The organism is Pseudomonas sp. S3_A09 (genome assembly GCF_054668065.1).
Genome location: NZ_CP162752.1, coordinates 3,471,786 through 3,485,194, shown reverse-complemented (window position 1 = coordinate 3,485,194; position 13,409 = coordinate 3,471,786). Strand labels below are relative to the sequence as shown.

The 13,409-nt window shown below is 60.9% G+C and carries 10 protein-coding genes; 7 read left to right on the top strand and 3 right to left on the bottom strand.

What is annotated here, in order from left to right; translation table 11 throughout:
* The first annotated feature begins 3 nt into the window (after positions 1-3).
* The 5 genes from AB4N92_RS16250 to AB4N92_RS16230 all read left to right on the top strand — a co-directional run bounded on the left by AB4N92_RS16250 (position 4) and on the right by AB4N92_RS16230 (position 5,099).
* Entirely contained in the window at positions 4-720 is a 717-nt protein-coding gene (locus AB4N92_RS16250) for an ABC transporter permease (RefSeq protein ID WP_003215977.1), read from the top strand.
* Positions 721-740: 20 nt separating this feature from the next.
* Complete coding sequence (locus tag AB4N92_RS16245; protein ID WP_010213199.1) at positions 741-1,637, top strand: glycine betaine ABC transporter substrate-binding protein; 897 nt, start codon at positions 741-743, stop codon at positions 1,635-1,637.
* 11 nt (positions 1,638-1,648) lie between these two features.
* Positions 1,649-2,302: an ABC transporter permease gene (locus AB4N92_RS16240; RefSeq protein WP_010213201.1), complete on the top strand. Its 654-nt coding sequence runs from the start codon at positions 1,649-1,651 to the stop codon at positions 2,300-2,302.
* Entirely contained in the window at positions 2,299-3,456 is a 1,158-nt protein-coding gene (locus AB4N92_RS16235; protein WP_010213202.1) for an osmoprotectant ABC transporter ATP-binding protein OsmV, read from the top strand. The genes AB4N92_RS16240 and AB4N92_RS16235 overlap by 4 nt, the downstream gene beginning before the upstream one ends.
* 479 nt (positions 3,457-3,935) lie before the next feature.
* On the top strand, positions 3,936-5,099 hold the full coding sequence (locus AB4N92_RS16230; RefSeq protein ID WP_010213203.1) for a type III PLP-dependent enzyme: 1,164 nt from the start codon (positions 3,936-3,938) through the stop codon (positions 5,097-5,099).
* Positions 5,100-5,148: 49 nt separating this feature from the next.
* On the opposite strand, the gene AB4N92_RS16225 is transcribed toward AB4N92_RS16230, so the two are convergent.
* The gene (locus tag AB4N92_RS16225) at positions 5,149-5,901 is read right to left on the bottom strand and encodes a tetratricopeptide repeat protein (protein ID WP_236266871.1); all 753 of its coding nucleotides are present in this window, start codon (positions 5,899-5,901) and stop codon (positions 5,149-5,151) included.
* Positions 5,902-5,903: 2 nt separating this feature from the next.
* Positions 5,904-6,584, bottom strand: a complete 681-nt coding sequence (locus AB4N92_RS16220; RefSeq protein ID WP_010213205.1) for a Fe2+-dependent dioxygenase — start codon at positions 6,582-6,584, stop codon at positions 5,904-5,906.
* 204 nt (positions 6,585-6,788) lie between these two features.
* On the opposite strand from AB4N92_RS16220, the gene AB4N92_RS16215 reads away from it, so the two are divergent.
* Both AB4N92_RS16215 and AB4N92_RS16210 read left to right on the top strand, forming a co-directional pair.
* The gene (locus AB4N92_RS16215; RefSeq protein WP_038452691.1) at positions 6,789-9,074 is read left to right on the top strand and encodes a TonB-dependent receptor; all 2,286 of its coding nucleotides are present in this window, start codon (positions 6,789-6,791) and stop codon (positions 9,072-9,074) included.
* Positions 9,075-9,210: 136 nt separating this feature from the next.
* Positions 9,211-11,736 carry a PepSY domain-containing protein gene (locus tag AB4N92_RS16210; protein ID WP_021491902.1) on the top strand — a complete coding sequence of 842 codons (2,526 nt, stop codon included), beginning with the start codon at positions 9,211-9,213 and terminating at the stop codon, positions 11,734-11,736.
* A 99-nt stretch (positions 11,737-11,835) separates the two neighbouring features.
* Here the strand turns inward: AB4N92_RS16210 and AB4N92_RS16205 are convergent, their stop codons facing one another.
* Positions 11,836-13,377 (bottom strand): alkaline phosphatase D family protein, encoded by a 1,542-nt coding sequence (locus AB4N92_RS16205; RefSeq protein WP_236266872.1) that lies wholly within the window; start codon positions 13,375-13,377, stop codon positions 11,836-11,838.
* Between the last annotated feature and the right edge of the window lie 32 nt (positions 13,378-13,409).

The window sequence follows — 13,409 nt, the reverse complement described above, 5'->3', positions numbered from 1 at the left end:
CCTGTGGCTATTCGCTATGGCAAAGGGCTGATAGGAGGAGCGGTTGTCGTCGCCCTCTTGGCCCTGCTGGTCCACTGGATCGGCATCAACACGATCGAACTGTACCGCGACGATTTGTTGTTTTACCTGCAAGCTCATCTGATCCTGGTTCTTGTCTCCATGCTGGCCGCCCTGATTGTGGGGATCCCCGCCGGTATCCTGCTCAGTCGACCGAACATGGTCGGGCGTGCAGAACGTTTCATGCAGATCTTCAACATCGGCAACACCGTCCCTCCCCTGGCCGTACTGGCCATCGCCCTCGGCGTCCTCGGCATCGGCAGCGGCCCTGCGATCTTCGCCCTGTTCCTCGCCTCCTTGCTGCCCATTGTGCGCAATACCTACGAAGGCCTGAAAAACGTGCAGGGTTCCTTGAAGGAAGCTGCCGTCGGCATCGGTATGACACCGCGCCAAGTGCTGTTTCGCGTCGAATTGCCCAACGCCGTGCCGATCATCATCGGTGGCGTGCGCGTGGCGCTGGCGATCAACGTCGGTACCGCACCGCTGGCCTTCCTGATCGGCGCCAACAGCCTGGGCAGCCTGATCTTCCCCGGCATCGCCCTGAACAACCAGCCGCAATTGCTACTCGGCGCCGCGTGCACCGCGCTGCTGGCGTTGTTGCTTGACGGTCTGGTGACCATGGCCAGCCGCCTCTGGTTGGAACGCGGGTTGCGTCCGTCTTAAGGCTTGGCAAAGGAAATCACATGAAAAGACTGACCCTGATATTGAGCTGCGTCCTGCTGTTTGCAGGCATTGCGCAAGCCGCCGAAAAACCGGTGATCCGCATCGGCGCCCGGGTGTTCACCGAACAGACCCTGCTCGCCGAAATCACTTCCCAGTACCTGCGCACCAAGGGCTACGACGCCCGTGTGACTGGCGGCCTGGGCAGCAACCTGGCGCGCAGTGCCCAGGAAAGCGGGCAACTGGACCTGATCTGGGAGTACACCGGCGTGTCGCTGGTGGCCTACAACCATGTCGACGAGAAACTCGACAGCGAACAGTCCTACGCTCGAGTCAAAGAACTCGACGCTAAAAAAGGCCTGATCTGGCTCTCGCCGTCGCGCTTCAGCAATACCTACGCCCTGGCCCTGCCCGAGAACGTGGCCAAGGAGTTCCCGCAGATCAACAGCATCAGCGACCTGACCCACGCCCTGGCGGAAAAAACCAAAGGCACGCGCCTGGTGGCGCTGGACACCGAGTTCGCCAACCGGTCCGACGGCATGGGCGGCATGGTCAAGCTGTATGACATGAACCTCACGCGTAAAAACACCCGGCAGATGGACGCCGGCCTGGTCTACACCGCCCTGCGTAACGGTCAAGTGTTTGCCGGTTTGGTCTACACCACCGATGGTCGCCTGAACGCCTTCAAACTGAAGCTGCTGGAAGACGACAAGCATTACTTCCCGGACTACACCGCCGCACCGGTGATCCGTCAGGCGTATCTCGACCAGCATCCAACCCTCGCGGCTGAACTCAAGCCGCTGGCCGATCTGTTCGACGACGAAACCATGCGCCAGTTGAACGCGCGGGTCGACGTCGACCATGAAAGCCCATCCGCTGTTGCCGCCGACTTCCTGCGCCAACATCCCATCAATCAATAAGAGGAGAAGACATGGAATTCCTGAACGCCTTTTCCCATCTTGATTGGGCCCAAGTCCTACAACTGACCGGACAGCACATCACCCTGGTCGGCATCGCCGTGATCCTCGCGATCCTGATCGGCGTGCCCCTGGGCATTCTGATGACACGCTTTCCGACCCTGGCCGGTCCGCTGCAAGCCAGCGCCACCGTGTTGCTGACTGTACCGTCCATCGCGCTGTTCGGTCTGCTGCTGCCGTTCTATTCCAAGTTCGGCCAGGGCCTGGGGCCGATGCCGGCGATCACCGCCGTGTTCCTCTACTCCCTCCTGCCGATCATGCGTAACACCTACCTGGCCCTCACCGGGGTGGAACCGGGCATTCGCGAAGCCGCACGCGGCATCGGCATGACCTTCGGCCAGCGCCTGCGCATGGTCGAGCTGCCCATCGCCGTGCCGGTGATCCTCGCCGGTGTGCGCACCGCCGTGGTGATGAACATTGGTGTCATGACCATCGCCGCCACCATCGGCGCCGGTGGCCTGGGTGTACTTATTCTGGCTTCCATCAGCCGCAGCGACATGTCGATGCTGATCGTTGGCGCCGTGCTGGTCAGTCTCCTGGCCATCTTCGCCGACCTGCTTCTGCAATGGCTGCAACGCTCGCTGACTCCAAAAGGATTGCTCAAATGATCGAACTTCAAAACCTGTCCAAGACCTTCCAAAGCAACGGCAAGACTGTGACGGCCGTGAACGATGTAAGCCTGACCGTCAATGAAGGCGAGATTTGCGTCTTTCTCGGCCCGTCGGGCTGCGGCAAGAGCACCACGCTGAAAATGATCAACCGCCTGATCAAGCCCACCTCGGGCAAGATCCTGATCAATGGCGAAGACACCACCGACCTCGACGAAGTGACCCTGCGTCGCAACATCGGTTATGTGATCCAGCAGATCGGTCTGTTCCCCAACATGACCATCGAGGAAAACATCGTGGTCGTGCCTAAATTGCTCGGCTGGGACAAGCAGAAATGCCATGACCGCGCCCGCGAGTTGATGAGCATGATCAAGCTGGAGCCCAAGCAATACCTGCACCGCTACCCGCGTGAGCTGTCGGGTGGCCAGCAACAGCGCATCGGCGTGATCCGTGCCCTGGCGGCCGATGCGCCACTGCTGCTGATGGACGAACCGTTCGGCGCGGTCGACCCGATCAACCGCGAGATGATCCAGAACGAGTTCTTCGAGATGCAGCGCGCGCTGAACAAGACCGTGATCATGGTCAGCCACGACATCGACGAAGCCATCAAGCTGGGCGACAAGATCGCCATCTTCCGCGCCGGCAAGCTGTTGCAGATCGATCATCCGGACACCCTGCTCGCCCACCCGGCCGACGAATTCGTCAGTAACTTCGTGGGCCAGGACAGCACCCTCAAGCGCCTGTTGCTGGTGAAGGCCGAAGATGCGGCGGACAACGCACCGTCGGTGAGCCCCGAGACGCCGGTGGCCGATGCATTGGAATTGATGGATGAGCATGACCGCCGCTACATGGTGGTCACCTGTGCCGAGAACAAAGCACTGGGGTATGTACGACGTCGCGACCTGCACCGTCAGACCGGGACTTGCGGCCAGTACCTGCGCGAGTTCAACGCCACGGCGGCGTATGACGAGCATCTGCGCATCCTGTTGTCACGCATGTATGAGTTCAACCGGTCGTGGCTGCCGGTGATGGATGCGGAGCGGGTATTCCTCGGCGAAGTGACCCAGGAGTCGATTGCCGAGTACCTGAGTTCCGGTAAGTCCCGTGGGGGCAAGACCAGTATTGTGTCGCCTGCCGAGACTGCCCTGGCCTGATCTGACTCGACTCGGTTAAAACATGTGGGAGCGGGCTTGCTCGCGAATACGGAGTGTCAGTCACTGAATAGAGTGACTGATGCAGCGCTTTCGCGAGCAAGCCCGCTCCCACATTTGGTCTAAGGTGTGCCAGGGAAATCCCAGCGAATTGCCCCTTCCGGGGAACATCATTCCGTCATACCTGTCGGTTACATAAGTAGCTGCACCGGTTCCCGCGACGAACGCGTGCAAAAACGCGACATTTTTAGTTGATCTATGGCCTCTCACGTCCTAAAGTTCGCGCCGAACGTCCATGCTGGAAACGATCCATCCGGCTCAAGTACTGACGACGAGACAGCAAGGCCAAGGGAAGCGGTTAGTCCCATGGCCTTTTTGCTTTCGGCGACATGCCTTGGGAAGTAGGCGAACCAAAGTGGGGATACGGAGGACGTTCAGTTGCACCCATTGATTACTACAGTTTGCCCTTAGGAGTTCCCAGCATGTCGATCAACGTCGAAGACTATTTCGCGCGCGCCACTTTTGACAAAATGAAGGCGTTCGCCGACAAGCAAGAAACCCCATTCGTGGTGATCGACACCGCGATGATCAGCCAGGCCTACGATGACCTGCGCGCCGGTTTCGAATTCGCCAAGGTCTATTACGCGGTCAAGGCCAACCCAGCCGTCGAGATCATCGACCTGCTCAAAGAGAAGGGTTCGAGCTTCGACATCGCCTCGATCTACGAGCTGGATAAAGTGATGGATCGCGGCGTCAGCGCCGACCGTATCAGCTACGGCAACACCATCAAGAAATCCAAGGACATCCGCTACTTCTACGAGAAGGGCGTGCGTCTGTTCTCCACCGACTCCGAAGCCGACCTGCGCAACATCGCCAAGGCCGCACCGGGCTCGAAAGTGTATGTGCGTATCCTCACCGAAGGCTCGACCACGGCTGACTGGCCTTTGTCGCGCAAATTCGGCTGCCAGACCGACATGGCCATGGACCTGCTGATCCTCGCCCGTGACCTGGGCCTGGTCCCTTACGGCATCTCGTTCCACGTCGGCTCGCAACAGCGCGACATCAGCGTGTGGGACGCGGCGATCGCCAAGGTCAAAGTGATCTTCGAACGCCTGAAGGAAGAAGACGGCATTCACCTCAAGCTGATCAACATGGGTGGCGGCTTCCCGGCCAACTACATCACCCGCACCAACAGCCTGGAAACCTACGCCGAAGAAATCATCCGCTTCCTCAAGGAAGATTTCGGCGACGACCTGCCGGAAATCATCCTGGAGCCAGGCCGTTCGTTGATCGCCAACGCCGGTATCCTGGTCAGCGAAGTGGTGCTGGTGGCGCGTAAATCCCGTACCGCCGTCGAGCGTTGGGTGTACACGGATGTGGGCAAGTTCTCCGGCCTGATCGAAACCATGGACGAAGCCATCAAGTTCCCGATCTGGACCGAGAAGAAAGGCGAGATGGAAGAAGTGGTCATCGCCGGCCCGACCTGTGACAGCGCCGACATCATGTACGAGAACTACAAGTACGGCCTGCCGCTGAACCTGGCGATTGGTGATCGTCTGTACTGGTTGTCGACCGGTGCGTACACCACCAGCTACAGCGCGGTTGAGTTCAATGGATTTCCGCCGTTGAAATCGTTCTACGTCTGATCGTCCCTCCCGGGAACGATCAACCGCTGTAGGAGCCGGCTGCCGGCTCCTACAGGTTCAGGTGTGTGGCGCGCTCTTTGTAAGCCTCCGCCATCGCCCGAATCTGCGGATCATTCGCTGCTGCCAGTGCCTTGTGCGCCGTGCGCAGGAACTTCAGATTCCCGCCCGCCAATGCCTTGCGCAGCCACGCCAGCGCCGCCTCGATTTGACCGCTGTCAGCCAACACCGCCGCATAGCTGAACTGCCCGCGAAAATCCCCGGCTTCGGCTGCGCGTCGATACCAATCCACGGCAGCGTCCAGGTCCCGTGGGCAGAACTGGCCCTCTTCCAGATAACGCCCCACCAAGTTCATCGACTTGGCATGCCCCTGCTCCGCCGCCTGACGGTAGAAGGCCAGTGCCTGTTGTTGGTCTTCAGCGACGCCGCGTCCGGTCGCCAGCAGATTGGCATAGTTGTATTGACCCCAATCCAGGCCGGCCTTTGCTGCCATCCGGTATTCCCGCGCAGCGGCCACCTCATCGACGGCACACCCCCAGCCATGCTCCTGGCAACGGCCTGCCATATTGCGTGCCATCAAGTGCCCGCTTTGGGCTGCAATCCGGAACCAGCGCAAGGCCAGCGCTTCATCGCGCGCAATGCCACGCCCTTCCAGCAGGATCTGCCCGAGCAGCGCCTGGGCATCCACCGCGCCCTCCTTCGCCGCGATCAGGATCGCCTGGGCGGCACGGACGGGGGAATCGTCAAGCATGCTCTGCAGCTGCTCAACGTTGAGCACTTCTTCGCGGCGCAATAAAAAGCCCATGCTCAGACCTCGACCCAGCGGCGCAGCAAGTTGTGATAGGTGCCGGTGAGTTGGATCAACGCAGGGTGGTCGGGCACATCGGCGCTCAGTTGCTGGATCGCGCCGTCCATCTCGAACAGCAGGGTGCGCTGGCTGTCTTCGCGCACCAGGCTTTGGGTCCAGAAGAACGAGGCATAGCGCGCACCGCGGGTCACGGCGTTGACTTTATGCAGGCTGGAACCGGGATACAGCACCATGTCGCCGGCCGGCAGCTTCACACGCTGCAGGCCGAAGGTGTCCTGGATCTCCAGCTCGCCGCCGTCGTATTCATCGGGGTCGCTGAAAAACAAGGTGGACGACAAATCGGTGCGCACGCGTTCGTGGCTGCCTTTGGGCTGGCGCACGGCGTTGTCGATGTGAAAATCAAAACTGCCGCCTGCGGTGTAGCAGTTGAGCAACGGCGGGAAGACCTTGTGCGGTAACGCTGCCGACATAAACAACGGGTTCTGCCACAAGCGCTCCAGCATCGCCGCACCGATTTCCTTGGCCAGAGGGTGGCCTTCAGGCAATTGCAGGTTGTGCTTGGCTTTGGCGGACTGGTGCCCGGCGGTGATTTTACCGTCGGCCCAATCGGCGTTTTCCAAGGCTTGGCGAATGCGCTGCACTTCCTCACGAGAGAACAGGCCGGGGATGTGCAGCAGCATGGGCAATACCTGAATTCGGAAAGGCGCCAATGGTATTGATTCTTATCCGCCCTGTAAAACGCCGGGACGAACGAGTCCGTAAAAACCGTAAGTCAAAAGTGTAAAGAATGTAAATTTAGTGCAATTAGCAATGTATCGCAATTGATAGAAAGTCGTGTTCACCCTATATTCCGCCGCCTCACATCCTTGGGGAAGGGACACGTCATGTCGCGCACCATTACAAAAATACCTGCCAGTTCACCTCGCATGTTGGCCTCGGCCATCGGCGTTGCCCTCAGCGCCAGCGCTATCGCCCATCAGGCGCAGGCGGCTGAAGACACTGAACAAAAAGGCCAGCGCAACAGCATCTCCCTCGGCGCCACCAGCATCACCGGGGAAGAACAGGACAACACCTCCTACCAAGTGGAAAAAGCCTCGTCGCAGAAATACACCGCGCCCTTGGTGGACACACCGCGCTCGGTCACCGTGGTGCCGCAACAAGTGCTCAAGGACACCGCCGCCACGTCGTTACAGGATGCCTTGCGCACCGTACCGGGCATCACGTTCGGTGCCGGTGAAGGCGGCAACCCTCAGGGCGACCGCCCATTCATCCGTGGTTTTGACGCCCAGGGCGACACATACCTGGACGGCGTGCGCGATACCGGCGGCCAGAGCCGTGAGATTTTCGACATCGAATCGATCGAAGTCAGCAAAGGCCCGAACTCTTCGTTCGGCGGTCGTGGCTCGGCCGGTGGCAGCCTCAACCTGGTGAGCAAAACCCCACAAGCGCGGGACTTCACCAACGGCGGCTTCACCTATGGTTCCGACCAGACCCGCCGCTACGTGCTCGACGTGAACCGTCAGTTCCTCGACGACAGCGCCGCGTTCCGCCTGAACCTGATGAGCCACGAACAGAACGTCGCCGGCCGCGACGCAGTGAATTACGACCGTTGGGGCGTAGCGCCGTCGCTGACGTTCGGCCTGGGCACCCCTACCCGCGTCAACCTCAGCTACTACCACATGGAAAGCGACGACCTGCCGGATTCGGGGATTCCTTATGGCTACGGCTCATCGACCGCCACTGCCCACGTGCATGACAAACCCAACGACGGCGGCGACAGCAACAATTTCTACGGCCTCAAGGATCGCGACTTCCGCAAGACCCGCGCCGATATCAGCACGTTCTCCATCGAGCACGACCTGAACGACAACATGACGCTGAAAAACACCCTGCGCCATGGCAGCACTGGCCAGGATTACATCCTGACGCAGCCGGACGACAGCAAATTCAACGTCAACCGGTTCGGCACCGTGTGGCGCCGCGCCAACAGCCGGGTCTCGACCACAACCACCACCACCAACCAGACGGACTTGTTTGGCAGCTTCCAGGCTTTGGGCTTCAAGCACAGCTACTCCACCGGCCTGGAGTTCACCGGCGAAGAAACCCGCGTGAGCAACTACACCATCAGCCCCAACACCAACCCGGTCTGCACCGTGGCCAAAGGCAGCCTGGGCGGCCAGTGCACCTCCCTGAGCAACCCGAACCCGGATGACGCCTGGACCGGCAGCATCGCGCGCAACTATTACGGCACCGCCACCAAGGCCACCAGCCGTGGCGCCTATGTGTTCGACACCATCGAGCTGGACCCGAAATGGTTGCTGAACGTCGGCCTGCGCTACGACACCTTCGACACCGTTGCCAACACCGACTCCGCGACCGGCCGCAGCAAAATCAAAGAAGACAGCCAATTCTTCAACTGGCAAGCCGGCCTGGTCTGGAAACCGGTGGAAAACGCCAGCATCTATGCCTCCTACGCCACGTCGGCGACGCCTGCCGGTGGCCTGGTCGGTGAAGGTTCGGACGGCAACCCGCTGTCTGCCGGTGCCGCCAGCAGCGACCTGCAGCCGGAAGAGACCGTCAACTACGAGTTGGGCACCAAGTGGGACCTGTTCCACGATCGCCTGTCTCTGACCGCTGCAGTGTTCCGTACCGAGAAGAAAAACACGCGCATCCTGGTCGACGCCCTGACCTATCAGAACGCAGGTGAGTCCCAAGTCGACGGCGTGGAATTGTCCGCCAGCGGCAAGATCACCGACCAATGGCAGGTGTTCGCCGGCTACAGCTACCTCGACAGCGAGCTGGTCAAATCCGGCCTGAACGGCCGCAACGGTGTGGTCAGCTCGGGGTCGAACAAAGGCAATCAAATGCCCAATACGCCGAAGAACACCTTCAGCCTGTGGACCACCTACGACGTCACCTCCAAGCTCACCATCGGCGGTGGCGCGTTCTACGTCGACCAGGTTTATGGCGATGCAGGCAACACCGTTTACGTACCGTCCTACACCCGCTACGACGCCATGGCCAGCTACAAACTGACCAAGAACGTCGACCTGCAATTGAACGTGCAAAACCTGACGGACAAGCTGTATTACGACAAAGCCTTCTCGACGCACTTCGCCAATCAGGCGGCCGGTCGTACGGCGCTGTTGACCACCAGTTTCCACTTCTAAACAGCACTACCACGCAGCAAAAAGCCCCACGCATCGGATGCGTGGGGCTTTTGCGTGTTAAACAGAATGTTTCTCGACATGGCACGGCATAATGCGCGCCGTGCCCTACATATCCGGATAGACGAGGCGGTCAGACGTGTTGAAGAAAACCCTGTTCCAGTTGCACTGGTTCTTCGGCATTACCGCCGGGCTGGTGCTGGCCTTGATGGGGATCACCGGGGCTGCGGTCTCGTTTCAGGATGAAATACTGCGGGCGCTCAACCCCAGCGTACTGACCGTGCAAACACGCGAAGCCGGCGTACTGCCGCCCGCCGAGCTGGTGCGCAAACTGGAAGCGACCGAAGGCAAGACCGTGGCCATGCTGTTCGTGGAGAGCGAAAGCGGCAACGCCGCCCGCGTGTTCTTCACCCCGCCGCCCGGTGAACGCCGTGGCCAGTTGCGCTATTTCGATCCCTACACCGGCAACTACCTGGGCGATGTGGTCGGCCAGGAGGTCTTCGGGTTCCTGCTGCAGTTCCACCGCTTCCTGGTGATGGGCGATATCGGGCGCAACATCACCGGCGCGTGCACGCTGATCCTGGTGTTCTTCTGCCTCTCCGGTGTGTACCTGCGCTGGCCGCGCCAGGTGGCGAGCTGGCGTGCCTGGCTGACCTTGGATTGGCGCAAAAAGGGCCGTGCCTTTAATTGGGACCTGCACTCGGTATTCGGCACCTGGTGCCTGTTGGCCTACCTGCTGTCGGCGCTGACCGGGTTGTATTGGTCCTACGACTGGTACAGCCAGGGCCTGACCAAACTGCTGTCCGATGCCCCACAGAATGAACGCGTGCGCAAACGCGGACCGGCCCCCGAAGGCCCGGCGCCCGTGGCCAATTACGATGCGATCTGGAGCAGTATCTACAGCAACGCCGGCCCAGGCTTGAGTGCCTACAATATCCGCATGCCGGCCGTCGCCGGGCAACCTGCCATCGTTTACTACCTGCTGGACAACTCGCCCCATGACCGTGCGCTGAACCAGATCAACCTGGACCCGGCAACTGGCGAGGTCAAATCCCACGACCGCTACGCCAGCAAAACCCTCGGTTCCCAACTGCTGACCAGCGTCTACGCGCTGCACACCGGAAGCTACTTCGGCCTGGTGGGGCGGATCATTCTCACGCTCAGTTCAGTGCTGATGCCGTTGTTCTTCATTACCGGCTGGCTGTTGTACCTGGATCGGCGTCGCAAGAAACGCCAGGTGCGTGACGCGCGTAAAGGCCTCACGGCCAACACCAGCGATGCTCCGCCATGGTTGATCGGCTTTGCCAGCCAGAGCGGTTTTGCCGAGCAACTGGCCTGGCAGACAGCCGGCCAATTGCAGGCGGCCGGCTTGCCGGTGAAGGTGCAGTCCCTGGGCAGTGTCAGCCAGGATGACCTGCGCCAGTCGGCAAATGCGCTGTTCGTGGTCAGTACCTTCGGCGACGGCGAAGCGCCCGACAGCGCCCGCGGTTTCGAGCGCAGTGTGCTCGGTCAGGACCTGTCCCTAAAGGGCTTGAACTACTCGGTACTGGCCCTGGGTGATCGTCAATACGAACACTTCTGCGGCTTCGCGCGGCGCCTGCATTTCTGGCTGACCAACCAGGGCGGCAACGCGCTGTTTGCCCCGGTGGAAGTCGACAGCGGCGACACCACTGCCCTGCTGCACTGGCAACAACAACTCGGCCAGCTCACCGGTCACGCCCCGGCGGCCGCTTGGCCGACCGCCCAATACGAAAACTGGACGCTGTGTCAGCGCACCCTGCTCAACCGCGACAGCGCAGGTTCCGGTGTCTATTTACTGGGCCTCACCTCGCCTTCGCCACACAGCTGGCAAGCCGGTGACCTGGTGGAAGTGCTGCCGCGCAACTGCCCCTGGGCCATCGAGCACTTCCTCGAAGGCCTGGGTCTGGCCGGCAGCAACGGCGTGTTGATCGACGGCATGGCGCACACCCTCGACCAGGCTTTGGCCACTCGCCAATTGCCGACGCATCGCGCTCACCTGGTCGGCCTGCACGCCCAGGCGCTGGTGGACGCGCTGGTGCCCCTGGGAATGCGCGAATATTCCATCGCCTCGATTCCCAGCGATGGCGTACTCGAATTGATCGTCCGCCAGGAACGCCACCCCGATGGCAGCCTGGGCCTGGGGTCAGGCTGGCTCACCGAACATGCCGCCCTCGGCTCAAGCATCAGCCTGCGCCTGCGCCGCAACAGTGGTTTTCATCTACCAGACATCCCCGTGCCACTGATCCTGCTGGGCAACGGCACCGGCCTGGCCGGCCTGCGCAGCTTGCTCAAGGCGCGTGTTGCCGATGGCCAGCAGCGCAACTGGCTGCTGTTTGGCGAGCGCAATATCGCCCATGATTTCCTGTGCCAGGACGAGTTGCAGGGCTGGTTGGCCAGCGGTGACCTGGCGTTGCTCGATCTGGCGTTTTCTCGCGATCAGGAAGAGAAAATCTACGTGCAGGATCGCCTGCGGGAGTCAGCCGACGTGTTGCGTAAGTGGCTGAGCGACGGCGCGGCGATTTATGTGTGCGGGAGTCTGCAAGGCATGGCGGCCGGGGTGGATCAGGCGTTGGTGGACATACTCGGCAGTGAGGCCGTGGAGCGGCTGATCGAACAAGGCCGTTATCGTCGCGACGTCTACTGATTGGCAACGGTGGGAGCTGGCTTGCCTGCGACAGCGAGGGTGAATTCACTAGCGCTATCGCAGGCAAGCCAACTCCCGCCGTTTTCATTGCATTCCAAATCAGGCGGGTTGCAGCGTTTGCTCGAACACTGAGACCCCATCCAAATCCCGCAGGATGACGGTCAACTCCGCCGTCTGCCCATCTATCTGCACCTCGCCAAAAAACTGAAACCCGGCAAATGGTGACGTGTTTTGCGCCGGTGGTGCCTTCTCGAACACCACTTCAGGCCCAAAGGTCTTATCCAATGGATTAGGCCCGAAGCTCCCCGCGTTCAACGGCCCGGCCACAAACTCCCAGAACGGCTCAAAATCCTGGAACGCCGCACGATCCGGGTGATAGTGATGTGCCGCGCAGTAATGCACATCCGCCGTCAGCCATACGTGGTTGCGCACCTTCTGCGCCCTTAAAAACCCCAGCAGCTCGGCAATTTCCAACTCACGCCCTTGCGGTGCGCCAGGGTCGTTGTTGGCAATCGCTTCCCAGCGCGGTACGCCGGGGCTTACTTCGCCGTCGGGTACACCCAGCCCAATAGGCATGTCCGCCGCGATGACTTTCCACTGCGCCTGCGACCCCTTGAGTTCACGCTTGAGCCAGTCCAATTGCTCCCGGCCCAGGAAGGTTTTTTCAGCGCCCAGGTTGTCATCGTTCGGCCCGCGATAGCTGCGCATATCCAGCACGAACACCTCCAGCAACGGCCCATAGCTGAGCTTGCGATAAATCCGCCCGCCGCCATCGGCGCTCTGCCGGCGCATCGGTGAATATTCCAGCCACGCCTGGCGTGCACGACCGACCAAGGTGTTGATGTCCTTGACCTGGTAACGCTCATCCAACTGCTTGCTCGGCGACCAGTTGTTCACCACTTCATGGTCGTCCCACTGCCAGATCTGCGGCACTTCGGCGTTGAAGCGACGGACATTTTCGTCCATCAGGTTGTAGCGGTAATTACCGCGATATTCATCCAGGGTTTCGGCGACTTTGCTCTTGGCTTCGGTGGTGATATTGCGCCAGATACGCCCGTTTTCGGTCGTCAGTTGCGCCGGCACCGGGCCGTCGGCGTAGATGGTGTCGCCACTGTGGATAAAAAAGTCCGGCAAACGCAGGCGCATGGCTTCATAGATGCGCATGCCGCCAATGTCCGGGTTGATGCCGAAGCCTTGGCCGACGGTGTCGCCGCTCCACACGAAACGAATATCGCGGCGCTGTTGCGGCACACTGCGCAGGTGGCCGAACCACGGCTCGCTGGCGACGCCGGTTTGGGCATCTTCGAAATGCACGCGGTAGAAAATCGCCTGATCGGCGGGCAGACCGGTGAGTTCGACGCGGGCCGTGAAGTCGGTCCGGTTATCGGCCAGGGCCGAAATGAATTTGCGCGGGTTGCTGAATACGCTGCGGGTGTCCCACTCCACCACCATGCGCGCCGGGCGATCGCTGCGGCTCCAGATCATGGCGCGATCACCGAGCAGATCGCCGGACTGCACGCCGTCGGTGAGTTGCGGCCGGTCCTTCACAGAGGCGATCACCGCCGGGGCCAGGCCCGGCAGCAACAGGCCGGCGCCGACGGCTTGCATCACGCGGCGGCGGCCGAGATCGAAGTGGCTCATGCAGGTGCCCTCTTGAGTATCAAAAGGGCCAC

What these genes read in the sequence shown, in the direction of transcription:
- AB4N92_RS16245 (WP_010213199.1), top strand. Translation starts at nt 741, where the DNA reads ATGAAAAGACTGACCCTGATATTGAGCTGCGTCCTGCTGTTTGCAGGC.
- AB4N92_RS16240 (WP_010213201.1), top strand. Translation starts at nt 1,649, where the DNA reads ATGGAATTCCTGAACGCCTTTTCCCATCTTGATTGGGCCCAAGTCCTA.
- AB4N92_RS16235 (WP_010213202.1), top strand. Translation starts at nt 2,299, where the DNA reads ATGATCGAACTTCAAAACCTGTCCAAGACCTTCCAAAGCAACGGCAAG.
- AB4N92_RS16230 (WP_010213203.1), top strand. Translation starts at nt 3,936, where the DNA reads ATGTCGATCAACGTCGAAGACTATTTCGCGCGCGCCACTTTTGACAAA.
- AB4N92_RS16225 (WP_236266871.1), bottom strand. Translation starts at nt 5,901, where the DNA reads ATGGGCTTTTTATTGCGCCGCGAAGAAGTGCTCAACGTTGAGCAGCTG.
- AB4N92_RS16220 (WP_010213205.1), bottom strand. Translation starts at nt 6,584, where the DNA reads ATGCTGCTGCACATCCCCGGCCTGTTCTCTCGTGAGGAAGTGCAGCGC.
- AB4N92_RS16215 (WP_038452691.1), top strand. Translation starts at nt 6,789, where the DNA reads ATGTCGCGCACCATTACAAAAATACCTGCCAGTTCACCTCGCATGTTG.
- AB4N92_RS16205 (WP_236266872.1), bottom strand. Translation starts at nt 13,377, where the DNA reads ATGAGCCACTTCGATCTCGGCCGCCGCCGCGTGATGCAAGCCGTCGGC.